Here is a 21,599-nt window from a genome sequence, read left to right as displayed (position 1 = left end):
GGACGAGACCTTCCGTCCGGGGCCGCGCCGCTTCCCCTCCTGATTCCCCCCGGCCAGATCTCCGTGCGGCGGTCAGGCGCTCCGCGCGCTGGTCGTCAGTCCGGGCCCGTCGTCCGCACCGTCCTTCTCGGTGTGCAGGGACGGCCCTTCCTCGCCGGGCGTTCCGGGCTCGCCGGGCTTGCCGGGCAGCGGCGGCACGACGGGGCCCGCCGGGAAGGTGATGCCGGCCTTCTTCATGATCGGGCCGCAGGTCTTCATGGCCTTCTTGTAGCTCCCGGACGCCGGGTCGAAGCCGCCGCCGCGGACCCTCACCTGCAGCCGGACGTGGCCCTTGCCGTCCTTCGAGGCGTGGAAGCGCGGGAAGACCGACAGGCCCTGGTCGCGCATGCACGCCGCGAAGTCGGCGTCGGCCGAGTTGACGTCGTCCGGGGCGTCGGCGGTGGGCCGGTAGGCGACGCCGAAGCCCGCGCCCTTCGGCGGCGTGCCGTGCCCGGCCCCGGCGCGGCCCGCCGTGGTGTGCCCCGCACCGGCGTGGCCCGCCTCGGTGTGGACGACGGAGACGCCGGACGCGGCGGTCGCCGGGGCCTCGGCCGTCGAGGTGCCGGTCGCCTGGGCCGCCGACGCACTGACCGTGCCGAGCGCGGCGGCCGTCAGGACGGCGATGCCGAGGGCGAGCCGCCCCGGCCTGGTCGCCAGAGCATGCATGGGTTCCTCCAGTGGTGAGGCGCTGTTGCTGACGTCCTCAAGGCAACCCGCCGGGCGGTTACAGCAGCGGAACGGCCGGGCTTATCCGGGTGTAACCGCACGCTCGCCACACTGGAGGCCATGCGTGTGCTGGTGGTCGAGGACCACGAAGAGCTCGCCGAGACGGTGGCGGGCGGGCTGCGCCGTGCGGGCATGGCGGTCGACCTCGCCCTCGACGGCCCGGCCGCCCTGGAGCGCGCCGGGGTCAACGGCTACGACGTCGTCGTACTCGACCGCGACCTGCCCGGGATCCACGGCGACCAGGTGTGCCGGCGGCTGGCCGCGGACGGCAGCCGGGCGAGGGTGCTGATGCTCACCGCGTCCGGGACGGTGGCCGACCGGGTCGCCGGGCTCGGCCTCGGGGCCGACGACTATCTGCCGAAGCCGTTCGCGTTCGCCGAACTCGTCGCGCGGATACGGGCGTTGGCGCGGCGTGCGCAGCCCGCGCTGCCGCCGGTGCTGGTCCGCGGGGAGCTTCGGCTGGACCCGGCGCGCCGGGAGGCGAGCCGGGCCGGGGCCCGACTGCCGCTCAGCCCCAAGGAGTTCGCGGTGCTGGAGCTGCTGCTCGGCGCGCAGGGGGCGGTCGTGTCCACCGAGGAGCTGCTGGAGCGGGCATGGGACGAGGCGGCGGATCCGTTCAGCCAGACCGTGAAGGTCACCGTCAGCAGGCTGCGCCGCAAACTGGGGGAGCCGCCGCTGATCGAGACGGTGGACCGGGCCGGGTACCGCATCCGGTGAGCGTCCTGTCGGGGTGGGGCCCGCGCAGCATCAGATGGCGCCTGGCGCTGCTCTACAGCGCCCTGTTCGTGGTGGCGGGCGCACTGCTCCTCGGCTTCGTCTACGTCCTCGCCGCGCACGCGGCGTCGGGCAGCCGGACGGTCAGCTCGGTCGAGGGGCCCGGAGTGCCGGGCGCGGGGTCCGCCCCGGCCGCACCGGCGACCATCAGCGCGGTCGCGGAGATCATGCGCCGGGACCAGTTGCACGACCTGCTGGTCGAGGCCGCCGTGGCGCTCGCGGTGATGGCGCTGGCCTCGCTCGCGCTCGGCTGGCTGATGGCGGGGCGGGTGCTGTCGCCGCTGCGTGCGATGACCGCCACCGCGCGCCGGATCTCCGCGGACAACCTGCACGAACGGCTCGCCGTGCCCGGCCCCGACGACGAACTCAAGGCGGTGGCCGACACCTTCGACGACGTACTGGCCCGGCTGGAGGGGGCGTTCGAGGCGCAGAAGCAGTTCGTCGCCAACGCCTCGCACGAGCTGCGCACGCCGCTCACGCTGCAGCAGACCGTCGTCGACGTGACGCTCGCCGACCCTGGGGCGTCCCAACAGGCCCTGCGGGCGGCCCTGCTGCGGGTGCGCGCGGCCGGGCAGGAGCAGGAACGGCTGATCGACGCCCTGCTCACCCTGGCGCGCAGTCAACGAGGCCTGGAGCGGCGGGAGTTCGTCGACCTCACGGCCATCGTGCGGGAGCGGCTGCCGGACTCCGGGTGCCGGGTGGTGGCCCGGCTGGAGCCGGCGCCCGTGCTCGGCGATCCGCAGCTGATCGAGCGCCTGGTCGTCAACCTCACGGAGAACGCCGTGCGCCACAACCTCCCCGCGGGGCAGGACGGTTGGGTGAGCGTGTGGACGGGACTGGACCCCGCGGGCCGTCCCGCCCTGCGCATCGAGAACAGCGGCCCGCCGATCCCGCCGGACCAGGCGGCGGGCCTCTTCCAGCCGTTCCGCCGGCTGGGCCCGGCCCGTGTCCGCCGGCCCGACGGCTCCGGGCTCGGCCTGTCCATCGTCGCGGCGGTGTGCGCGGCCCACGGCGGCCGCGTACGGGCACGGACGCGGCCCGCGGGCGGGCTGGTGGTGGAGGTGGTGCTGCCGTTGGCGGGTGCGGGTGCGGGTGCGGGTGCGCGTTCGGGTTCGGGTACGGGCTCAGGCCCGGAGTCGGGGCCGGAGCCGGGGGTGAGTCCCGGTCAGGGTCCCGGTGCGGAGGTGCCCGGAGCGCGCCCCCTGGAGATCCCCGGGTGATCGACAGGGTGTCCGGACTGCGGCGGTGGACTCGACGCTGCGTCGATTGCCGGGGGGCCGGCGCGGGCGGCATGCTGCGGCAATGCCCTCCTCAGCGAAGAACGCCGCCCTGTCCCGCCGGTCCCTGCTGCGTGCGCTGGGCGGGGGCGTGGTGCTCGGCGGGCTGGCCGGGTGCGGGGTGCCGGCCGCGTACGTGGGGCCCGGCGAGCGTGCGGTGGCGGACCTGTCGGCCAGCGACAAGAGGCTGACCTGGGCGAACTGGCCGCTGTACATCGACACCGACGACGACAACCCCAACCGGCGCCCCACCCTCGAGGCCTTCGAGAAGCGCACCGGGATCTCCGTCAAGTACACCGAGGAGATCAACGACAACGACGAGTTCTTCGGCAAGATCAGCCCTGCCCTGATGAACCATCAGCAGACCGGCCGCGACCTGATCGTCATGAGCGACTGGATGTGCGCGAGGTTCGTACGGCTGGGCTGGGTCCAGGAGATGGACCGGGTGCGGCAGCCGAACGTGGCCACGCAGCTGGATCCGCTGCTGCGCTCGCCCGCCTTCGACCCCGGCCGCAAGTACTCCGTGCCGTGGCAGTCCGGCATCACCGGCATCGCCTACGACCACCGCAGGCTGGGCCGCGAGATACGGCACGTCTCCGACCTGTGGGCGGACGACCTCAAGGGCCGCGTGACCCTCCTGTCGGGCCTGGACGAGGCGTTCGCGCTGCTGATGCAGGGCAACGGCGTCGACATCACCCGGTGGACCGCGGACGACTTCCACCAGGTCTGCGACCAGGTCGAGAAGTACGTCGCGCAGGGCCGCATCCGCCGCTTCACCGGCAACGACTACACCAAGGACCTGGTCAGCGGAGACGTCCTGGCCTGCCAGGCCTACTCGGGCGACGTCATCCAGCTCCAGGCGGACAACCCGCACATACGCTTCGTCGTCCCCGAGGAGGGCGCCGAGCTGTGGTCCGACTCGCTGATGATCCCGGACCGCGCCCGCCACAAGCGCAACGCCGAGCGCCTGGTCGACTACTACTACGACCCCGAGGTCGCCGCCGGCCTCGCCGCCTGGGTCAACTACGTCTGCCCCGTCCCGGCCGCCCAGCACGTCCTCGCCGACGCCAGGGACAAGGACACCGCGGCCCTCGCGGAGAACCCGCTGATCTTCCCGGACGCGCGGATGCGCAGGCGGCTGGTGATCGCGCGTGACATCACGTCCCGGGAGCGGGTGGAGTTCGCGAAGCGCTGGAACAAGATCGTGGGGTTGTAGGGGGAGGGTTGGCTGCGGGCGGAGGGGACGGCCGCCGCGCGAGAGCCGGCCGCGTCGACCGGCCCGGCCGCCTGAGGCGGAGGCCGAGCGGGTCCACGGGGCGGACCGGTCAGGCCGGGTCCGCGCGGATGGCGGCGATGTCGAACTGGAGGCGCACCTTCTCGCTCACCATCGCACCGCCCTCCGCCAGCTTCTGGCTGTAGGTCAGGCCCCATTCGGTGCGGTTGATGGTGGTCGTGCCGTCGAATCCCACCCGCTGCATGCCGAACGGGTCGGTGACGTGCCCGATGTAGGTGAGGTCCAGGTCCACGGGCCGGGTGGTGCGCTTGATGGTGAGGTCGCCCGTCATGCGGTAGACGTCGCTGCCCAGCAGCTGCACCTTCGTGCTGACGAAACGCATCTGCGGGTAGTTCCTGGCGTCCAGGAAGTCACGGCCGACCAGATGCGCGTCGCGCTGCTCGACCCCGGTGTCCACCGACCCGGTGGACATCACGATCTCGGCGCGGGAGCGGGACGGGTCGCGGCCGTCGAAGTGGAGCCGGCTCTGGTACTCGGTGAACGACCCGCGGACGGTCGTCACCATGGCGTGGCGCACGGAGAAGCCGATGCGGCTGTGCGCCGGATCGATGATCCACTCTCCGGTCAGCGCGGCCAGGGCCGGGTCCGGCATACCGGCCCTTGGGGGGAAGGCCGGTTGTTCGGGGGTGCGTTGGGGGGCGGGTGCGGTGGGGGGAGCCGGGCGGCGCAGGGTCGCAGCTCGGGTGAACAGGTTCATGATTCACGTACCTACGTCATGGCGGGAACGGCCGCAAGGCACCTTCAAGACCCGCGCACACGGTCGTCACCAAATAGCCTCCGAGCGCCCGCCGCGACAGCCGTCCCGACGACTTTGCCCGCTCTTTACAACCCGCCACGGGGCCGCCTCGTCTCTCCGCTCGATCAGTCACACAGCCCGCCGGTCGACCACCGCGCGGGCCGACGAAAGGGAGCGATTCATGCGCCGAACGGGCCTCAGTGCCATGGCACTTGCGTGCACCGCCGTCCTGGCGGGCGCGGTGCCCGCCTTCGCCGACGGGTCGAGCGCGACCCCGAGCCCGGCCCGGAGCGCCGCCCCGAGCGCCACCCGAGCCCCGAGCCCCGCCCCCACCTCCGACCGCGCGAGCACCGCGCCGAGTGCCGTCCCGAGCGCCGCCCCGACCCGTGCGCCGCGATCGGGTCAGGTCTCCGTCGTGCCGAGCGGTGCGCCCGACACCGGTGTGGCGCCGACGAGCTCGGACTCGCACGGAACGGGCGCGCTGGTCGGCGGGGGCGCCGCCGCGGCCGTCGTCCTGGGCGGCGGCGCGGTCTTCCTCGTACGCCGCCGGCAGGCGAACGGGGCATGAGCCCCTTCTCCAGGCCCGCCCTCGCCGCCGTGGCGCTGGCAGCGCTGCTCGTGGGTTGCGGCGGCCCCGGTGCCACGGCCGGCGGCGCCGCGGACGGGGGCCGGCCGAGCGCATCGTCGTCCTCCGCGCCGCACACCGCCGGGCCGGTGTCCGCGGTGGGGCGATCGGTCCCGGTCAGGCTCCGCATCCCGGCCATCGGGGTGGACACCCCGGTCATGAGGCTGGGCCTGGCCGCGGACGGCACCGTCCAGGTGCCGCCGATCACGGCGCACGACAGGGCGGGCTGGTACGAGCACTCCCCGACGCCGGGACAGACCGGTCCGTCGGTGATCCTCGGCCATGTCACGGTCGGCGCCTACGGGGACGGCGTCTTCCGGCACCTGAAGGAGCTGCGCCGGGGAGGCCGGATCGAGGCGCGCCTGGAGAACGGCACGGCTGCGGAGTTCACCGTGACCGAGGTGCGGACGGTGGCGAAGGACCACTTCCCGTCGGACGAGGTCTACGGGAACGTGGACCGGCCGGAGCTGCGGCTGATCACCTGCGGCGGCGCACGGACCGGTGACGGCTACCGCGACAACGTCATCGTCTTCGCGGAGCTGAGCTCCACGAGCAGCTGAGGGACCACCCCGGTCCGCCCCGAAGTCCGGTGGAGGCCGGGCCGATGGAACGTACGCCGTCGGCCCGGGCTCTTCCACCGGGAGACCCCACGAGAGATCACGAGCCCCCCACACCCCGGGAGAACGTTGAAACGGACCCGCGAGAAGGCCGCGTCCGAGCTGTTCGCCGCCCTCTATCCGCGTCTCGCCGGCTGGGTCCGCCGGCTGGTCGACGACGACGAGACGGCTCACGAGATCGCCTCGGAGGCGTTCACCCGGCTCTGGGCCCGCTGGACGTCGGTGGCCGAACCGCGCGGATTCCTCTACGTCACCGCGGCCAACCTCGTCCGGGACCACTGGCGCAAGCTGGAGCGTGAACGCAGGGCGGTGCGGCGGGCGACCACGGAGGCCGCCGTGACCCCGCCCCCCGAACAGGCCGACCCCTCGGTCCGGTTGCTCGTGCAGTCCCTCCCGGAACGGCTGCGCGTCCCGATCCTGCTGCACTACTACGCTGACATGCCCATCCGGGAGGTGTCCGTGCTCACCGGACGCAAGGAAGGAACCGTCAAGGCCGACCTCCACACGGCCCGCGAACTGCTCCGTGCCCACCTGAGGAGAAGCCTTGATCACACACCCTGACGAGGGCCCGGACCACGACCCCGACGACCCGCTCACCGTCATCCTGCGGCCCCCGGGCGAGTACCTGGGCGCGCCCCCCGGCCGCTACGAGGCGATCCGCCGCGGCGCGTCCCGCCGCCGGCTGCTGCGCGCCGCCGCCGGAGCGGCCGTGACCTGCGGTGTCGCCGCCCTGGTCGTCCTGCCGCTGCGGCTGACCGGCTCCGACGGCGCGGGCTCCCCGGCGGTGCCCCTCGCGCCGCCGCCCGCGAGCAGCCCGTCCACGCCGCCGCACCGGTCGTCGTCGCCCGCGCCGGAGAGCCCGCGCCCGACCCAGGACCCCGGGACCACCGCGCCGACCGCCGTGCCCACCACGCGTTCGAGCACCCCGCCCACCGCCCGGCCGTCCGCGAACGACCGCATGAGCCCGTCCGCCTCCTCCGGGCAGAGCGACACCCGGGCCCCGTCGGGGGCGCCGTCGACCGCCCGGACCCGCGCCGCCACGACGCCGTCCGCGGCCACCGGCCGACAAGCCTTTTGAACGTGTTCAATTCCAGGCGTACGCTACTGCCATGAGCGACAGAGCCGCCCTGCTGAAGGGCATCCGCGCCTGGTTGGTCCTCTTCGTCGTCTGCCTGGTGCTCAGCGGTGCCACGGCCTTCCCCCTCGTCCACGAACTGCGCTGGACCGAGGACCTGTTGCGGTCCCTGTCCGTACCGGACCATCTCCCGGCCCTCATGGACTGGATCGTGCGCGTCCGGCACGGACTCGACACCGCCGACACCGACTACCCCTTCCTCCTCTACGGCACCGACTGGCTGGCCTTCGCCCACCTCGTCATCGCGGTCGCCTTCTACGGTCCCTACCGCGATCCGGTCCGCAACATCTGGGTCGTCGAGTTCGCCATGATCGCCTGCGCGGGGATCATCCCGCTCGCCCTGATCTGCGGACCGCTGCGCGGCATCCCGTTCTGGTGGACGGTGCTGGACATGTCGTTCGGCGTCTTCGGGGTGATCCCCCTCTACGTCGTCCGCAGGAAGATCAAGCGGCTGGAGGCGCTCGACCCCGCGGTGCCTCAGCTCTCGGCGGCGTAGTCGCGCAGCGCGCACAGCACGTCGACGCGGTTCGTCGTGATCGAGTCGACGCCGAGGTCGATCAGCCGGAGCATGGCGCGCCGGGTGTCGGGCGTCCAGACGGACAGCAGGTAGCCGTCGTGGTGGACCCGGGCGGCGAGGTCCCTGCCGACCAGGGAGAAGCGGTAGTTGAGCCAGCGCGGCCGCACCGCCTCCAGCAGCGCCGGCCGCGGCGGGGCCAGCGTCGACCAGGTGAGCGCGATCTCGGCGGACGGGTCGGCCGCCCGGACGGCGAGCATGGCCTGGGCGTCGGCGCAGTAGTACACGCGGTCCTGCGCGCCGGCCTCGCGCACGGCGTCCACGATCCGGCGGGCGGTGCGCACCTCGCTCGTCCCGGGCAGGTCGAGCATGACCCGGCAGGCGCCGGTCGCGGCGAGCGCCTCGGCCAGGGCCGGCACGCCGCCGCCCGTGAGGCCGCGCACCTCGTCCGCGGACAGCGAGGACAGGGGCCGCTCGTGCTCCCACAGCCGTTTCAGCGTGCGGTCGTGCAGGAGCACGGGGACGCCGTCCTTGGTCAGCCGTACGTCGATCTCGACGGCGTCCGCGCCCTGGGCGAGCGCGGAACGCAGCGAGTCGATCGTGTTCTCGCGGACCCGGTAGGGGTCGCCGCGGTGGGCCACGGCGGTCACGTTCTGCATGGCCCCCATTGTGGTGGGCGTCAGGGCGCGAGCCACGCCGAGGTGTAGGCGTCGATCTCGTCCCGGATGCGGGCCTTGCCGGGCTCGTCCAGGAACGAGACGTCGACCGCGGTCTTCGCCAGCTCCGCCAGGCCCCGCTCCTGCACGTTCAGCAGCCGGGCGGCGACCGCGTACTCGGTGTTGAGGTCGGTGCCGAACATCGGCGGGTCGTCGGAGTTCACGGTGATGACGATCCCGGCGTTCGCGAACTCCTTGATCGGGTGCTCCTCCAGGGTGCGGACCGCGCGCGTGGCGATGTTGGAGGTGGGGCAGACCTCCAGCGGGATGCGGTGCTCGGCGAGGTGCGCGAGGAGCTTCGGGTCCTGGAAGGAGTGGGTGCCGTGCCCGATGCGCTCGGCCTGGAGGTGGGTGAGCGCGTCCCACACGGTCTCCGGTCCGGTGGTCTCGCCGGCGTGCGGCACCGAGTGCAGGCCGGCGGCGACGGCGCGGTCGAAGTACGGCTTGAACTGCGGCCGCGGCACACCCACTTCGGGCCCGCCGAGCCCGAACGACACCAGGCCCTCCGGCCGCAGCCGGTCGTCGGTCGCGAGCCGCGTCGTCTCCTCGGCGGCCTCCAGGCCGGCCTCGCCGGGGATGTCGAAGCACCAGCGCAGCACGGTCCCGAACTCGGCCTCGGCCGCCTTGCGGGCGTCCTCGATCGCCTCCATGAAGGCGCGCTCGTCGATGTTGCGGCGGGTCGAGGACCACGGCGTGATGGTCAGCTCGGCGTAGCGCACCTGCTGCCGGGCCAGGTCGCGGGCGACCTCGTACGTCAGCAGCCGTACGTCCTCCGGCGTGCGGATCAGGTCGACGACGGACAGGTACACGTCGATGAAGTGGGCGAAGTCCGTGAACGTGAAGTAGTCGACCAGGGCCTCGGGGTCGGAGGGCACCTTGGAGTCGGGGTGGCGGGCGGCGAGCTCGGAGACGATCCGCGGGGAGGCGGAGCCGACGTGGTGGACGTGCAGTTCGGCCTTGGGCAGTCCGGCGATGAAGGCGTGCAGGTCGCGCAGCGGTGCCGCGGACGCGTCGAGGTGCTCGGTCAAGGGTTCCTCCCCGAAAGCGGCGTCCCGTGGCGGGTTCGGCCGGGCGGGACGCGGGTGATCGGCTGATCGGTGACTCGGGGATCATCGTAGGCCGGGGCATCCGGCTTCCGGGGCCCGCTCCACGGCAGGGGGTGCGGCCCGTAGCATGACGGGACGTTCGACAGAGGGGAATCCGCGCATGTCCGACGACGCGCAGACGCCGGCCGCCCGCGACCCGTGGGCCGCGCCGTCGGAGGCCGATTCGCGTGACGCGGCCCCGAAGGTCCCGCTGGCCAAGCCGGAGGGCTCCGCGCCGGGGCCGAACCCCTGGGCGCCGCCGGCGAACGACGGGCAGGCGGGTCCGGGCTTCACCATCGCCGGCAGCGACGTGCCGACGGCGGACCCGGGCAGGGGCCCGGCGCATCCTTCCGTCCACGACCAGCAGACGGTCACGTCCATGCCCGGCGTCGGTGACACGTCACCGCCGGCCGCTCAGCCCTGGGCCAACCCGTTCTCCCCGCCGGCCGCGACGCCGCCGTCGAGCCCCTACGCCCCTCCCGTGCACCACCACGGCGAGCCGGTGCCGCCGCCCCCGATAGCCCCCGACGGCCCGGGCCAGGTCCCCTACGGCTACGGCTATCCCCAGCACGCCCCCGCCGCGCCGGGCTACTACGGCTGGCCCGGCATGACCCCCCTGCCCAGCAACGGCATGGGCACCGCCGCGCTGGTGATCGGCATCATCGCGGTCGTCGTCTTCTGCCTGTGGCCGATCGCCATCCTGCTGGGTGTGCTCGCGGTGATCTTCGGCTCGATCGGCCGGGCCAAGGCCCGCCGGGGCGAGGCGACGAACGCGGGCCAGTCCCTGGCCGGCATCATCTGCGGCGCCGTCGGCATCGTCCTGGGCCTGGTCATGATCGCCGTTCTGATCGCCAATCCCTGACGCGGACGGGGCCTTTCCTGCCCCCGGACCGGCCCCCCGGACCTGCCCCCCGGGACCTGCCCCCTGGGGGCCCGCCCCCGGCCCCCCCGGGGGGACCCGCCCCCGTCAGCCCTGGCCCTCCCCGCCCCGCAACCGCCCCCGTGCCTCCATGAGCGCGAAGCCCAGGAGGTTCGGGCCGCGCCAGAGCTCTGGGTTCGTCGCCGCCGGGTCGGTCGCCGGAAGGCCTATGCCCCAGACGCGGTCCATCGGGCTCGCCTCGACCAGGACCCGGTCGCCCGTGCCCAGCAGGTACTCCCGTAGGTCCGCGTGGGCCGTGAACTTGTGGACGCTGCCCTCCACGACGACGGCGAAGCGCTCGCGCTCCCAGATCCGCTCGTCGAAACCGCGCACCAGACGCCCCGCCTTCTTGGCGAGCGAGGGGTGCTCCGCCTCCAGCACCCGGCGCTCCGCCTCCGCGTCATCGAACAGGCGGGCCTTGGCCGCCATCATCCAGTGCTCGGCCGTCCCGTACGTCACTCCGGCCACGGTGAACGGCGACGGCCACCACTGACTCAGGCAACTCGGACCCACCTGCCCGTCGGCCCGCGCCCGATGACCCCAGAAGTGCAAATACTTGATCCGAGTCCCGGCGAGGACCTCTCTGACCAGGGCCTCCCGGGAGCCGATCTTCCCCGTGATCCTTTCCATGCATGCGAGTCTGGCAGGCACCACTGACACTCCGTCCCCCCTTTTCCACGCTCACTCGACACCTGGTCGACAGATTCCGTCGCGTAACCGAAAGGCAACAACGGAATCACTTGTAGGACCGCTATTGCTCTGTCAGGATCGGCACTCAAATCGAGCTGGAGCTACGCCACCCGCCCCCGCGAACCGCGGGGCGACGGCGGAGGAGAGCGACATGCACAACCCGGGCAGTGAGACCCCGGAACGATTCCCGGCACAGGACCGCTTCTCGGACGGTGCGCAGTTCATCGCGGGCCGCCTGACGAAGGGGACCTCCGGCCGTACGCACGCGGTCGTCGACCCGGCGACCGGCGAGGAGGTGTACACCTACGAGCTGGCAGGACCCGACGACGTCGACGCGGCCGTGGCCGCCGCCCGCGCCGCCTTCCCCGGCTGGTCCGGCGCCACCCCCGGCGAGCGCTCGGACGCGCTGCACCGCTTCGCCGCCGTGCTCGCCGACCGCGCCGAGGACTTCGCCCGCGCGGAGTCCCTCCAGTGCGGCAAGCCGCTGAAGCTGACGCGCGAGTTCGACGTCCCGGGCACCATCGACAACACCGCCTTCTTCGCGGGCGCCGCCCGCCACCTCCAGGGGCAGTCGGCCGCGGAGTACTCCGGCGACCACACCTCGTACGTGCGCCGTGAGCCCATCGGCGTCGTCGGGTCGATCGCGCCCTGGAACTACCCCCTGCAGATGGCTGCCTGGAAGATCCTCCCGGCGATCGCGGCGGGCAACACCATCGTGCTCAAGCCCGCCGAGCTCACCCCGCTCACCTCGCTGATGTTCGCGCAGGCCGCGACCGACGCCGGTGTCCCGGACGGTGTGATCAACATCGTCACCGGCACCGGGAAGGAGGCCGGCGAGCACCTCGTGGGCCACCCCGACGTGGTCATGACCTCCTTCACCGGCTCCACCGCCGTCGGCAAGCGCGTCGCCGAGGTCGCCACCGCCACCGTCAAGCGCATCCACCTGGAGCTCGGCGGCAAGGCCCCCTTCGTCGTCTTCGACGACGCGGACCTCGACGCCGCGGTCAACGGTGCCGTCGCCGGTGCGCTCATCAACACCGGCCAGGACTGCACGGCCGCCACGCGCGCGTACGTGCAGCGGCCCCTGTACGAGGCGTTCGTCGAGCGGACGGCCGCGCTCATGGAGAGCGTCCGGCTCGGCGACCCCTTCGCCCCCGGCACCGACCTCGGCCCGCTGATCTCGCACGTCCAGCGCGACCGCGTGGCCGGCTTCGTCGAGCGGGCGCGCGGCTACGCGCGCGTGGTGACCGGCGGCGAGGCGCCCGGGGGAGACCTGGAGAAGGGCGCCTACTTCCGTCCCACACTGGTCGCGGACGCCGCCCAGGACAGCGAGATCGTCCAGTCCGAGATCTTCGGCCCGGTTCTGGTGGTCGTACCGTTCGACAGCGACGACGATGGAATCAGGCTCGCCAACGACACCCCGTACGGCCTCGCCGCCTCCGCCTGGAGCCGCGACGTCTACCGGGCGAACCGCGCCACCCGCGAGATCAAGGCGGGCTGCGTGTGGATCAACGATCACATCCCGATCATCAGCGAGATGCCGCACGGCGGCTACAAGGCGTCCGGCTTCGGCAAGGACATGTCCGCGTACTCCTTCGAGGAGTACACCCAGATCAAGCACGTCATGTTCGACAACACGGCGGTGGCCAGGAAGGACTGGCACCGCACCATCTTCGGGGACCGGTTGTAGTCAAAATCCGGCTACCGCCGGGTGAAGAACAGGCCGCCCGACCCGCGGCCGCACTCCCGAAAGGGCAGCACGCGCATGGAGCAGTACGAGCCCGACCTGTCACCGGCCGTGGCGGCCGCCGTGCGGCGCAGTTTCCGCAACGGACGGGCCGCGATGACCCGCCGTTCGCTGCTGCGCGCCTCCGCGGGCGGCGCCCTCGCCGTCGGCGGCATGACAGCGCTGAGCAGCTGCGGCATCCCCGCGGCAGGCAAGACGGAAGGCGGCCAGTCCGCCGACGACCACTCGGCCAAGGAGAAGGAGGTCAACTTCTCCAACTGGCCCGAGTACATCGACGTGGACGACAGCGGCAAGCACCACCCGACGCTGGACGAGTTCCGCAAGCGGACCGGCATCAAGGTCAACTACACCGAGGACATCAACGACAACGACGAGTTCTTCGGCAAGATCCAGCCGCAGCTCGCCGCGGGCCAGGACACCGGCCGCGACCTCATCGTCCTCACCGACTGGCTGGCCGCGCGCATGGTCCGCCTCGGCTACGTGCAGAAGCTGGACGCCTCCAACCTGCCGCACGCCTACGCCAACCTCTCGGACCAGTTCCGCAGCCCCGACTGGGACCCGGGCCGCGCCTACTCGTACGTGTGGCAGGGCATCTCGACCGTCGTCGCCTTCAACAAGAAGGCGCTGAACGGCGTCGAGGTGAAGTCGGTCTCCGACCTGCTGGACAACCCGGCGCTCAAGGGCCGGGTCGGCCTGCTGACCGAGATGCGCGACACGGTCGGCATGACCATGCTCGACATGGGCCTGGACCCGGCGAAGTTCACCGACGACGACTACGACAAGGTGATCGCCCGCCTCCAGAAGTCCGTCGACAAGGGGCAGATCCGCCGCTTCACCGGCAACGACTACACCTCGGACCTCAGCAAGGGCGACCTGGCCGCCTGTATCGCCTGGGGCGGCGACATCGTCCAGCTCCAGGCGGACAACCCGAACGTCGGCTACATCATCCCCGACAGCGGCTACATGACGTCCACGGACAACCTGATGATCCCGAACAAGGCGCGCCACAAGACGAACGCCGAGCGGCTCATCGACTTCTACTACGAGCCGCAGCCGGCCGCGGAGCTCTCCGCCTACGTCAACTACGTGAGCCCGGTCGCGGGCGTGAAGCCGTACCTCGCCAAGATCGACAAGACGGCGGCGGACAACCCGCTGATCCTTCCCGACAAGGCCATGGAGGCGAAGTCGGTCGCCTTCCGCGCGCTGAGTTCGAAGGAAGAGACGGCCTACCAGCAGAAGTTCGCGAAGCTCACAGGGGCGTGACGAAGATGACCACAGACAGCAGCGGCGACGTCCGCCTCGCCGGCATCAGCAAGACCTACGGCTCCTTCACCGCCGTGCACCCGCTCGACCTGACCGTGCCCCAGGGCTCCTTCTTCGCCCTGCTCGGCGCGTCCGGCTGCGGCAAGACCACCACCCTGCGCATGATCGCCGGCCTGGAGGAGCCCAGCGGCGGCACCGTCCACCTCGGCGACCAGGAGGTCACCCAGCTGCCGCCCTACAAGCGGCCGGTGAACACCGTCTTCCAGTCCTACGCCCTCTTCCCGCACCTCGACATCTTCGAGAACGTCGCCTTCGGCCTGCGCCGGCGCGGCATCAAGAGCGTGAAGAAGCAGGTCGAGGACATGCTGGACCTGGTCCAGCTCGGCGAGCAGGCGCGCAAGAAACCGCACCAGCTCTCCGGCGGCCAGCAGCAGCGCGTCGCGGTGGCCCGCGCGCTGATCAACCACCCCAAGGTGCTGCTGCTGGACGAGCCGCTCGGCGCCCTCGACCTCAAGCTGCGCCGCCAGATGCAGCTGGAGCTCAAGCGCATCCAGACCGAGGTCGGCATCACCTTCATCCATGTCACGCACGACCAGGAGGAGGCCATGACCATGGCCGACACGGTTGCCGTGATGAACGCGGGCCGCGTCGAGCAGCTCGGCTCACCCACCGACCTCTACGAGAACCCGCTGACGACCTTCGTCGCCAACTTCCTCGGCACCTCGAACCTGATCGAGGCCGAGGTCGACTCCAAGAGCGGCGACGACATCGTCCTCAGGGCGGGCGGCGGCAAGCTGGTGCTGCCCGAGGCGCGCTGTTCCGCGCCCACCACGACCGGCGGCAAGGTGCTGGTCGGCGTGCGCCCGGAGAAGATCTCCCTCACCCATGCCGACGACGCGGGCGAGATCGCCGAGAACCGCAACCGGATCACCGGCACGATCGCCGACTCCAGCTTCATCGGCGTCTCCACGCAGTACGTCATCGACAGCCCCGTGTGTCCGGAGTTCGAGGTCTACGCGCAGAACATCGACCGGGACGCCCGCCTGGTGCCCGGCGCCGAGGTCGTCCTGCACTGGAACCCGGCCCACACCTTCGGCCTCGACGCGGCGCAGGACATCGACGCCGGTGTCGCCGAGGTCGAGGAGGAGGCCGCCTGATGGCCACGGTCACCGAGGCGCCACCCCTGGCGCCGACCCCCGAGAAGAAGCCCCCGCGCAAACGGGGCCGCTTCACGCCGTACTGGCTGCTGCTGCCCGGCCTCCTCTGGCTGATCATCTTCTTCGCGCTGCCGATGATCTACCAGGCCTCCACGTCCGTGCAGACGGGCTCCCTGGAGCAGGGCTACAAGGTCACCTGGCACCTCGCCACCTACTGGGACGCGCTGTCCGAGTACTGGCCGCAGTTCCTGCGCTCGGTGCTCTACGCGGCCGCCGCCACCATCCTGTGCCTGGTGCTCGGCTACCCGCTGGCGTATCTGATCGCCTTCCGGGCGGGCCGCTGGCGGAACCTGATCATGGTCCTGGTGATCGCGCCCTTCTTCACCAGCTTCCTGATCCGCACGCTCGCCTGGAAGACGATCCTCGCGGACAGCGGACCCGTGGTCAGCGCCCTCAACACGCTGCACATCCTGGACGTGACCAACGCGCTCGGCTGGACCGCCGGCGACCGCGTCCTGGCCACACCACTGGCCGTGGTCTGCGGTCTGACGTACAACTTCCTGCCGTTCATGATCCTGCCGCTCTACACCTCGCTGGAGCGCATCGACGGACGGCTGCACGAGGCGGCCGGCGACCTGTACGCCAAGCCCTGGACCACCTTCCGCAAGGTCACCTTCCCGCTGTCGATGCCCGGCGTGGTCTCCGGCACACTGCTGACCTTCATCCCGGCGGCCGGCGACTACGTCAACGCCGAACTCCTCGGCTCGACCGACACCCGCATGATCGGAAACGTCATCCAGACCCAGTTCCTGCGGATCCTGGACTACCCGACGGCCGCGGCCCTCTCCTTCATCCTGATGGCCGGGATCCTGTTCATGGTCACCATCTACATCCGCCGGGCCGGGACGGAGGATCTGGTCTAAATGCCTTTCGTCAACTGGCTCAAGCGCCATCTCGTGGTCATCGCGGGACTCGTGACCCTCGGCTACCTGCTGCTGCCGAACGTCATCGTCACGATCTTCTCCTTCAACAAGCCGAAGGGCCGCTTCAACTACCAGTGGCAGCAGTTCTCCACGGACGCCTGGAAGGATCCGTGCGGCGTCGCCGACATGTGCGGCTCACTGTCGCTCAGCCTCCAGATCGCCTTCTGGGCGACGGTCGGCGCCACCCTGCTCGGCACGATGATCGCCTTCGCGCTGGTCCGCTACCGGTTCCGCGCGCGGGGCACGGTGAACTCGCTGATCTTCCTGCCGATGGCGATGCCCGAGGTCGTCATGGCGGCCTCGCTGCTCACGCTGTTCCTCAACCTCGGCGCGCAGCTGGGCTTCTGGACGATCCTGATCGCCCACATCATGTTCTGCCTCAGCTTCGTCGTCGTCGCCGTCAAGGCGCGCGTGATGTCGATGGACCCGCGCCTGGAACAGGCGGCGCAGGACCTCTACGCCGGTCCGGCGCAGACCTTCCTGCGCGTCACGCTGCCCATCGCCGCACCCGGCATCGCGGCGGGCGCGCTGCTGTCCTTCGCGCTCTCCTTCGACGACTTCATCATCACCAACTTCAACGCGGGCTCGACCGTCACCTTCCCCATGTTCGTCTGGGGCTCGGCGCAGCGCGGCACGCCCGTCCAGATCAACGTCATCGGCACGGCCATGTTCCTGGTCGCCGTGCTGCTGGTGCTGGCGTCCATGCTGATCAGCAACCGCCGCAACCGCCAGAAGGCATGACCGCACACCCCTCGTAGGGAGTTGAAATCATGGCCGCGAGCGCCATGAACCGCTGGACGAAGTCTCTCTCCGACGCACAGCCCGTCCCGTACTGGCTGGAAGACCCCGGCAAGCCCCACCCCGAGCCCGCGCTGACCGGCGCCGAGACCTGCGACCTGCTGGTCGTCGGCGGCGGCTACAGCGGACTGTGGACCGCGCTCCTCGCCAAGGAGCGCGACCCCGGACGGGATGTCGTCCTGCTGGAAGGCCGTGAGGCGGGCTGGGCCGCCTCCGGCCGCAACGGCGGCTTCTGCGCCGCCTCCCTCACGCACGGCCTGCCCAACGGCCTGGCCCGCTGGCCGGCCGAGATCCACAAGCTGCAGGAGCTGGGCGACCGCAACCTCGACGAGATCGACAAGGCGGTCGCCCGGTACGGCCTCGACTGCGACTTCGAGCGCACCGGCGAGATCGACGTGGCGACGGAGGCGTACCAGGCGCGGGAACTGCGCGAGTGGTACGAGGAGATGGAGCGCGAGGGCCTCGCCGACGGCGTCGAGTTCCTGGACGCCGAGGCGGTGCGGCGGCAGGTCGACTCACCGACGTTCCAGGCGGGCCTGTGGGACCGCCGGGGCGTGGCCATGCTGCACCCGGCGAAGCTCGCCTGGGGCCTCAAGCGCGCCTGCCTCGGGCTCGGCGTCCGCGTCTACGAGCACACCCCGGCCCTCGCCCTCAAGCAGTACGGCGCCGGCATGGCCGTCCGCACCCCCTACGGCTCGGTCCGCGCCCGCAAGGTCGCGCTCGGCACCAACATCTTCCCGAACCTGGTCAAGCGCGTGCGGTCGTACACCATCCCGGTCTACGACTACGCGCTGATGACCGAACCGCTGAGCGACGAGCAGCTCGCGTCGATCGGCTGGCAGGGCCGCCAGGGGCTCGGGGACTCGGCGAACCAGTTCCACTACTTCCGCCTCTCCGCCGACAACCGCATCCTGTGGGGCGGTTACGACGCGATCTACCCCTACGGCGGCCGGGTGCGCGCCGAGTACGACGACCGCCCGGAGACCTACGCCAGACTCGCCGGGCACTTCTTCACCTGCTTCCCGCAGCTGGAGGGCCTGCGCTTCACGCACGCGTGGGGCGGCGCCATCGACACCTGCTCGCGCTTCTCGGCGTTCTTCGGCACCGCGCACCAGGGCAACGTCGCCTACGCGGCGGGCTACACGGGCCTCGGTGTGGGCGCGACGCGCTTCGGCGCCGACGTGATGCTGGACCTGCTGGCCGGGGAGACGACGGAGCGGACGTCGCTGGAGATGGTCCGCAGGAAGCCGCTGCCGTTCCCGCCCGAGCCCTTCGCCTGGACCGGCATCGCCCTCACCAAGTGGTCGCTCGCCCGCGCCGACGCGCAGGCCGGCCGCCGCAACCTCTGGCTGCGGACGATGGACCGGCTGGGCCTCGGCTTCGACAGCTGAGTGTGATCCAGTTCACTTCAACTGGGTCCCGGAATCCGCGTAATGCCCGCGGGGAGACCTCCCTCTCTTCCGTGACGCGACGGCGTCATGGAGCGACAGGGAGGTCTCCTCATGACTGGGGCGAAGACGGCGGTCGAGTGGCTGGCATCCGTTGCTCCGGATCCCGAGGCCTGCCGCCGGGAGTGGGAGCGCAATCCGCTGGGGATCGCCCTGCTGCCCGCCGGCAAGGCCTGGGACGTGCTCATCCTGCCGAGCGAACTCGGCTATCCCACCCTCGACGTCCTCACCCGCATCCTCGGCCGGCCCGGCCCGGTGCTGGCCGATTTCGGGGACGCGCGGATGGGCTTCTTCGTGCCACCGGGCACCGCGGCCCGATGGCTCGGCACGGGCATCCGTACGGCAGGGGCCGGTACCTGGATCGTGGTGCCGTACCCGGGCCGCTCGACCAGCGGGGTCCGCTGGCTGGTGCCGCCGGACGGCTCCGGCACGCTCACCGACCCGGCCCTGCTCGAACTCGCCCTGCACGAGGCGGCGGCGGGCCTGGCAGGTGAGGACGACGGCCGGGGCCAGAGGTCTTGACAAGAGGATTGGTCTGGACCAAATTGGGCGCGCTCCACCCCTCCAATTCCCCCCTGCCCGGAGGCACTTGTGGATCGCCCCAGACGCACCAGATCCGTCCTCGCCGCGCTCACGGCGGCCCTGCTGGCCGTACCCGGCCTGACCGCCCTCTCGTCGCCGGCCCAGGCGGCCGACGCGGACCTGGCACGCAACGGCGGCTTCGAGTCCGGCCTCGACGGCTGGAGCTGCACCGCCGGCACGACGGTCGGCTCACCCGTGCACAGCGGCAGCGCCGCGCTGCAGGCGACCCCGGCCGGCAGCGACAACGCGCAGTGCGCGCAGACCGTGACCGTGCAGCCCAACTCCCAGTACACGCTGAGCGGTTACGTCCGCGGCTCCTACGTCTACCTCGGCGCCTCCGGCACCGGCACCACCGACGTCTCCACCTGGACCCAGTCCGCCCCCGACTGGCAGAAGCTCACCACGACCTTCACCACCGGCGCCGCCACCACCAAGGTGACCGTCTACACGCACGGCTGGTACGGCACCGGCGCCTACTACGCCGACGACGTCTCCCTCGTCGGCCCGGGCGGAAGCACGGGCCAGCCGCCCGCCGCGCCCGGCGGTCTGCGGGCCGGCTCCGTCACGTCCTCCACCGTCGCCCTGTCCTGGACGGCGGTGACCGGCGCCACGAGCTACGCGGTCTACCGCGACGGCGCCAAGGTCCAGACGGTGAGCGGCACTTCGGCCACCGTGACCGGCCTGTCCCCGTCGACCGCGTACAGCTTCCAGGTGACCGCGGTGAACGACGCGGGCGAATCGGCGAAGTCGGCGGCCGTGACGGCCACGACCACCGCCGGCTCGTCGGGCGGCACCTCCGACCTCCCCACTCACGCCCTGGTCGGCTACCTGCACGCGAGCTTCGCCAACGGCTCCGGCTACACGCGGATGGCCGACGTCCCGGACAGCTGGGACGTCATCGACCTGGCCTTCGGTGAGCCGACCTCCGCCACCTCCGGCGACATCCGCTTCACCCGCTGCCCGGTCACCGAGTGCCCGAACGTCGAGTCCGACGCCGACTTCAAGGCCGCGATCAAGGCCAAGCAGGCGGCCGGCAAGAAGGTGCTGATCTCGATCGGCGGCCAGAACGGCCAGGTGCAGCTGACCACCACCGCGGCCCGCGACGCCTTCGTCTCCTCGGTCTCGAACATCATCGACACCTACGGTCTCGACGGCCTGGACATCGACTTCGAGGGCCACTCGCTCTCCCTGAACGCCGACGACACGGACTTCAAGAACCCGAAGACCCCGGTGATCGTCAACCTGATCTCGGCGCTGAAGACCCTGAAGGCCAAGTACGGCTCGAAGTTCGTGCTGACCATGGCCCCGGAGACGTTCTTCGTGCAGATGGGCTACCAGTTCTACGGCACCGGCAAGTTCGGCGGCCAGGACCCGCGCTGCGGCGCCTATCTCCCGGTCGTCTACGCCCTGCGCGACGACCTCACCCTGCTGCACGTCCAGGACTACAACTCGGGCCCGATCATGGGCCTCGACAACCAGTACCACTCGATGGGCGGCGCCGACTTCCACATCGCCATGACCGACATGCTGCTGACCGGCTTCCCGGTCGCGGGCGACGCGAACAACGTCTTCCCGCCGCTGCGGCCCGACCAGGTGGCCATCGGTATGCCGGCCTCCACGAACGCGGGCAACGGCTACGTCACGCCGGCCGAGGTCACCAAGACCCTCGACTGCCTGACGAAGAAGAGCAACTGCGGCTCGTACCCCACCCACGGCACCTGGCCCGCCCTGCGCGGACTGATGACGTGGTCGGTGAACTGGGACCGCTACTCGAACTGGGAGTTCCAGCACACCTTCGACGGCTACTTCGGCTGATCCCCGGCGCTGCGGAGGACCAGCGAGAAGACCGTCAGCAGCATCGCGCACAGGCACCAGCTGGCCACGACGTCCAGTGGCCAGTGGTAGCCGCGCCGCACCAGGCCGTAGCCCACGCCGAGATTGACGAGCACGCAGGCGGCGACGAGGGCGCGGCGGACGGCGGCGCGGCTCAGCCACGGGAGCAGCAGCAGGGTCGCGGTGCCGTACGCGACGGTGGCCGTGGCGGTGTGGCCGGAGGGGTAGTAGCCGGTGCCCGGGCCCATGATCGGCGGGCCCGGGCGGTCGATCAGCATCTTCAGCGGCACGACCAGGACCGGGACCAGCGCCATCGCCACGGCCGCCGCCAGCGGAGGCAGCCACCAGCGGTACGTGCCCGCGGCACGGCCGCGCCGGGCGACGTAGGCGATGACGACCAGGAGCACCGGCACCGCCACGACCACGCTGCCCAGGTCCGCGAGGCCGCCGTAGACGCGCAGCGGGTCCACGAGGGCGTGGCTGACGCGCTTGTCCACACGAACGAGCAGGCCGTCGGAGACGACCTGCCAGGTGATCAGCGCGAAGAGCAGGGCGGGAAGCCCGAGCAGTCCGAGAAGCGGAAGAAAGGAGGCCGGCCGCCCCGGAACAGGGGGGGTGGTTCCGAGGCGGCCGATCTGACC

23 protein-coding genes are annotated in these 21,599 nt (G+C 71.6%); 17 read left to right on the top strand and 6 right to left on the bottom strand.

Going from position 1 to position 21,599, the window contains the following annotated elements:
• Positions 1-72: 72 nt before the first annotated feature.
• Positions 73-705 carry a hypothetical protein gene (locus tag ACFU97_RS30845; RefSeq protein WP_384263183.1) on the bottom strand — a complete coding sequence of 211 codons (633 nt, stop codon included), beginning with the start codon at positions 703-705 and terminating at the stop codon, positions 73-75.
• Positions 706-825: 120 nt separating this feature from the next.
• Between ACFU97_RS30845 and ACFU97_RS30840 the strand changes: the two genes are divergently transcribed.
• The 3 genes from ACFU97_RS30840 to ACFU97_RS30830 all read left to right on the top strand — a co-directional run bounded on the left by ACFU97_RS30840 (position 826) and on the right by ACFU97_RS30830 (position 4,032).
• A complete protein-coding gene (locus ACFU97_RS30840; RefSeq protein WP_384263180.1) occupies positions 826-1,482 on the top strand; it encodes a response regulator transcription factor in 657 nt (218 codons plus the stop codon).
• The gene (locus tag ACFU97_RS30835; protein ID WP_384263177.1) at positions 1,479-2,759 is read left to right on the top strand and encodes a sensor histidine kinase; all 1,281 of its coding nucleotides are present in this window, start codon (positions 1,479-1,481) and stop codon (positions 2,757-2,759) included. The genes ACFU97_RS30840 and ACFU97_RS30835 overlap by 4 nt, the downstream gene beginning before the upstream one ends.
• Positions 2,760-2,841: 82 nt before the next feature.
• A complete protein-coding gene (locus ACFU97_RS30830; protein ID WP_384263174.1) occupies positions 2,842-4,032 on the top strand; it encodes a spermidine/putrescine ABC transporter substrate-binding protein in 1,191 nt (396 codons plus the stop codon).
• A 109-nt stretch (positions 4,033-4,141) separates the two neighbouring features.
• Here the strand turns inward: ACFU97_RS30830 and ACFU97_RS30825 are convergent, their stop codons facing one another.
• On the bottom strand, positions 4,142-4,807 hold the full coding sequence (locus tag ACFU97_RS30825) for a YceI family protein (RefSeq protein ID WP_384263171.1): 666 nt from the start codon (positions 4,805-4,807) through the stop codon (positions 4,142-4,144).
• Between the two features lie 220 nt (positions 4,808-5,027).
• Here ACFU97_RS30825 and ACFU97_RS30820 point away from each other — a divergent pair, with 220 nt between their 5' ends.
• The 5 genes from ACFU97_RS30820 (at position 5,028) to ACFU97_RS30800 (ending at position 7,719) form a co-directional block, all read left to right on the top strand.
• Positions 5,028-5,414: a sortase-dependent protein gene (locus tag ACFU97_RS30820; RefSeq protein WP_384263168.1), complete on the top strand. Its 387-nt coding sequence runs from the start codon at positions 5,028-5,030 to the stop codon at positions 5,412-5,414.
• Positions 5,411-6,031, top strand: coding sequence for a class F sortase (locus ACFU97_RS30815; RefSeq protein WP_384263165.1), 621 nt, complete (start codon positions 5,411-5,413; stop codon positions 6,029-6,031). Before ACFU97_RS30820 ends, ACFU97_RS30815 begins: the two co-directional genes overlap by 4 nt.
• Positions 6,032-6,157: 126 nt before the next feature.
• Positions 6,158-6,649: an RNA polymerase sigma factor gene (locus tag ACFU97_RS30810; RefSeq protein WP_384263162.1), complete on the top strand. Its 492-nt coding sequence runs from the start codon at positions 6,158-6,160 to the stop codon at positions 6,647-6,649.
• Positions 6,633-7,166 carry a hypothetical protein gene (locus ACFU97_RS30805; protein WP_384263159.1) on the top strand — a complete coding sequence of 178 codons (534 nt, stop codon included), beginning with the start codon at positions 6,633-6,635 and terminating at the stop codon, positions 7,164-7,166. The genes ACFU97_RS30810 and ACFU97_RS30805 overlap by 17 nt, the downstream gene beginning before the upstream one ends.
• 31 nt (positions 7,167-7,197) lie before the next feature.
• Entirely contained in the window at positions 7,198-7,719 is a 522-nt protein-coding gene (locus ACFU97_RS30800) for a hypothetical protein (protein ID WP_384263156.1), read from the top strand.
• Here the strand turns inward: ACFU97_RS30800 and ACFU97_RS30795 are convergent.
• Both ACFU97_RS30795 and ACFU97_RS30790 read right to left on the bottom strand, forming a co-directional pair.
• Positions 7,701-8,396, bottom strand: a complete 696-nt coding sequence (locus ACFU97_RS30795) for a glycerophosphodiester phosphodiesterase (RefSeq protein WP_384263153.1) — start codon at positions 8,394-8,396, stop codon at positions 7,701-7,703. The two genes, ACFU97_RS30800 and ACFU97_RS30795, sit on opposite strands and share 19 nt — an antisense overlap.
• 20 nt (positions 8,397-8,416) lie before the next feature.
• Positions 8,417-9,481, bottom strand: a complete 1,065-nt coding sequence (locus ACFU97_RS30790; protein WP_384263150.1) for an adenosine deaminase — start codon at positions 9,479-9,481, stop codon at positions 8,417-8,419.
• A 178-nt stretch (positions 9,482-9,659) separates the two neighbouring features.
• Between ACFU97_RS30790 and ACFU97_RS30785 the strand changes: the two genes are divergently transcribed.
• On the top strand, positions 9,660-10,400 hold the full coding sequence (locus ACFU97_RS30785) for a DUF4190 domain-containing protein (RefSeq protein WP_384263147.1): 741 nt from the start codon (positions 9,660-9,662) through the stop codon (positions 10,398-10,400).
• 105 nt (positions 10,401-10,505) lie between these two features.
• Here ACFU97_RS30785 and ACFU97_RS30780 read toward each other — a convergent pair whose 3' ends face one another.
• A complete protein-coding gene (locus ACFU97_RS30780) occupies positions 10,506-11,087 on the bottom strand; it encodes an NADAR family protein (RefSeq protein ID WP_384263144.1) in 582 nt (193 codons plus the stop codon).
• Between the two features lie 211 nt (positions 11,088-11,298).
• On the opposite strand from ACFU97_RS30780, the gene ACFU97_RS30775 reads away from it, so the two are divergent.
• The 8 genes from ACFU97_RS30775 (at position 11,299) to ACFU97_RS30740 (ending at position 20,940) form a co-directional block, all read left to right on the top strand.
• Complete coding sequence (locus ACFU97_RS30775; RefSeq protein ID WP_384263141.1) at positions 11,299-12,837, top strand: gamma-aminobutyraldehyde dehydrogenase; 1,539 nt, start codon at positions 11,299-11,301, stop codon at positions 12,835-12,837.
• Positions 12,838-12,912: 75 nt separating this feature from the next.
• Positions 12,913-14,157, top strand: a complete 1,245-nt coding sequence (locus ACFU97_RS30770) for a PotD/PotF family extracellular solute-binding protein (protein WP_384263138.1) — start codon at positions 12,913-12,915, stop codon at positions 14,155-14,157.
• Positions 14,158-14,162: 5 nt separating this feature from the next.
• Positions 14,163-15,314: an ABC transporter ATP-binding protein gene (locus ACFU97_RS30765; protein WP_384263135.1), complete on the top strand. Its 1,152-nt coding sequence runs from the start codon at positions 14,163-14,165 to the stop codon at positions 15,312-15,314.
• On the top strand, positions 15,314-16,237 hold the full coding sequence (locus ACFU97_RS30760) for an ABC transporter permease (protein ID WP_384263132.1): 924 nt from the start codon (positions 15,314-15,316) through the stop codon (positions 16,235-16,237). Before ACFU97_RS30765 ends, ACFU97_RS30760 begins: the two co-directional genes overlap by 1 nt.
• The gene (locus tag ACFU97_RS30755; RefSeq protein ID WP_384263129.1) at positions 16,238-17,038 is read left to right on the top strand and encodes an ABC transporter permease; all 801 of its coding nucleotides are present in this window, start codon (positions 16,238-16,240) and stop codon (positions 17,036-17,038) included.
• A gap of 29 nt (positions 17,039-17,067) precedes the next feature.
• Positions 17,068-18,486 carry an NAD(P)/FAD-dependent oxidoreductase gene (locus ACFU97_RS30750; protein WP_384263126.1) on the top strand — a complete coding sequence of 473 codons (1,419 nt, stop codon included), beginning with the start codon at positions 17,068-17,070 and terminating at the stop codon, positions 18,484-18,486.
• A gap of 111 nt (positions 18,487-18,597) precedes the next feature.
• A complete protein-coding gene (locus ACFU97_RS30745; RefSeq protein WP_384263123.1) occupies positions 18,598-19,065 on the top strand; it encodes a hypothetical protein in 468 nt (155 codons plus the stop codon).
• Between the two features lie 69 nt (positions 19,066-19,134).
• Positions 19,135-20,940 (top strand): chitinase, encoded by a 1,806-nt coding sequence (locus ACFU97_RS30740; protein WP_384263121.1) that lies wholly within the window; start codon positions 19,135-19,137, stop codon positions 20,938-20,940.
• Here ACFU97_RS30740 and ACFU97_RS30735 read toward each other — a convergent pair.
• Positions 20,928-21,455 (bottom strand): phosphatase PAP2 family protein, encoded by a 528-nt coding sequence (locus ACFU97_RS30735; protein ID WP_384263119.1) that lies wholly within the window; start codon positions 21,453-21,455, stop codon positions 20,928-20,930. The two genes, ACFU97_RS30740 and ACFU97_RS30735, sit on opposite strands and share 13 nt — an antisense overlap.
• Between the last annotated feature and the right edge of the window lie 144 nt (positions 21,456-21,599).

It is taken from the genome of Streptomyces sp. NPDC057616 (genome assembly GCF_042800575.1).
Lineage (GTDB): Bacteria > Actinomycetota > Actinomycetes > Streptomycetales > Streptomycetaceae > Streptomyces.
This window is presented reverse-complemented; position numbering and strand designations above follow the sequence as displayed.

Bases quoted from the DNA above. Each gene is read 5' to 3' on its own strand.
- ACFU97_RS30760 (WP_384263132.1), top strand. From the start codon at position 15,314: ATGGCCACGGTCACCGAGGCGCCACCCCTGGCGCCGACCCCCGAGAAG.
- ACFU97_RS30765 (WP_384263135.1), top strand. From the start codon at position 14,163: ATGACCACAGACAGCAGCGGCGACGTCCGCCTCGCCGGCATCAGCAAG.
- ACFU97_RS30755 (WP_384263129.1), top strand. From the start codon at position 16,238: ATGCCTTTCGTCAACTGGCTCAAGCGCCATCTCGTGGTCATCGCGGGA.
- ACFU97_RS30785 (WP_384263147.1), top strand. From the start codon at position 9,660: ATGTCCGACGACGCGCAGACGCCGGCCGCCCGCGACCCGTGGGCCGCG.
- ACFU97_RS30795 (WP_384263153.1), bottom strand. From the start codon at position 8,396: ATGCAGAACGTGACCGCCGTGGCCCACCGCGGCGACCCCTACCGGGTC.
- ACFU97_RS30840 (WP_384263180.1), top strand. From the start codon at position 826: ATGCGTGTGCTGGTGGTCGAGGACCACGAAGAGCTCGCCGAGACGGTG.
- ACFU97_RS30845 (WP_384263183.1), bottom strand. From the start codon at position 705: ATGCATGCTCTGGCGACCAGGCCGGGGCGGCTCGCCCTCGGCATCGCC.
- ACFU97_RS30770 (WP_384263138.1), top strand. From the start codon at position 12,913: ATGGAGCAGTACGAGCCCGACCTGTCACCGGCCGTGGCGGCCGCCGTG.
- ACFU97_RS30815 (WP_384263165.1), top strand. From the start codon at position 5,411: ATGAGCCCCTTCTCCAGGCCCGCCCTCGCCGCCGTGGCGCTGGCAGCG.
- ACFU97_RS30780 (WP_384263144.1), bottom strand. From the start codon at position 11,087: ATGGAAAGGATCACGGGGAAGATCGGCTCCCGGGAGGCCCTGGTCAGA.
- ACFU97_RS30750 (WP_384263126.1), top strand. From the start codon at position 17,068: ATGGCCGCGAGCGCCATGAACCGCTGGACGAAGTCTCTCTCCGACGCA.
- ACFU97_RS30775 (WP_384263141.1), top strand. From the start codon at position 11,299: ATGCACAACCCGGGCAGTGAGACCCCGGAACGATTCCCGGCACAGGAC.
- ACFU97_RS30830 (WP_384263174.1), top strand. From the start codon at position 2,842: ATGCCCTCCTCAGCGAAGAACGCCGCCCTGTCCCGCCGGTCCCTGCTG.
- ACFU97_RS30820 (WP_384263168.1), top strand. From the start codon at position 5,028: ATGCGCCGAACGGGCCTCAGTGCCATGGCACTTGCGTGCACCGCCGTC.
- ACFU97_RS30825 (WP_384263171.1), bottom strand. From the start codon at position 4,807: ATGAACCTGTTCACCCGAGCTGCGACCCTGCGCCGCCCGGCTCCCCCC.
- ACFU97_RS30745 (WP_384263123.1), top strand. From the start codon at position 18,598: ATGACTGGGGCGAAGACGGCGGTCGAGTGGCTGGCATCCGTTGCTCCG.
- ACFU97_RS30800 (WP_384263156.1), top strand. From the start codon at position 7,198: ATGAGCGACAGAGCCGCCCTGCTGAAGGGCATCCGCGCCTGGTTGGTC.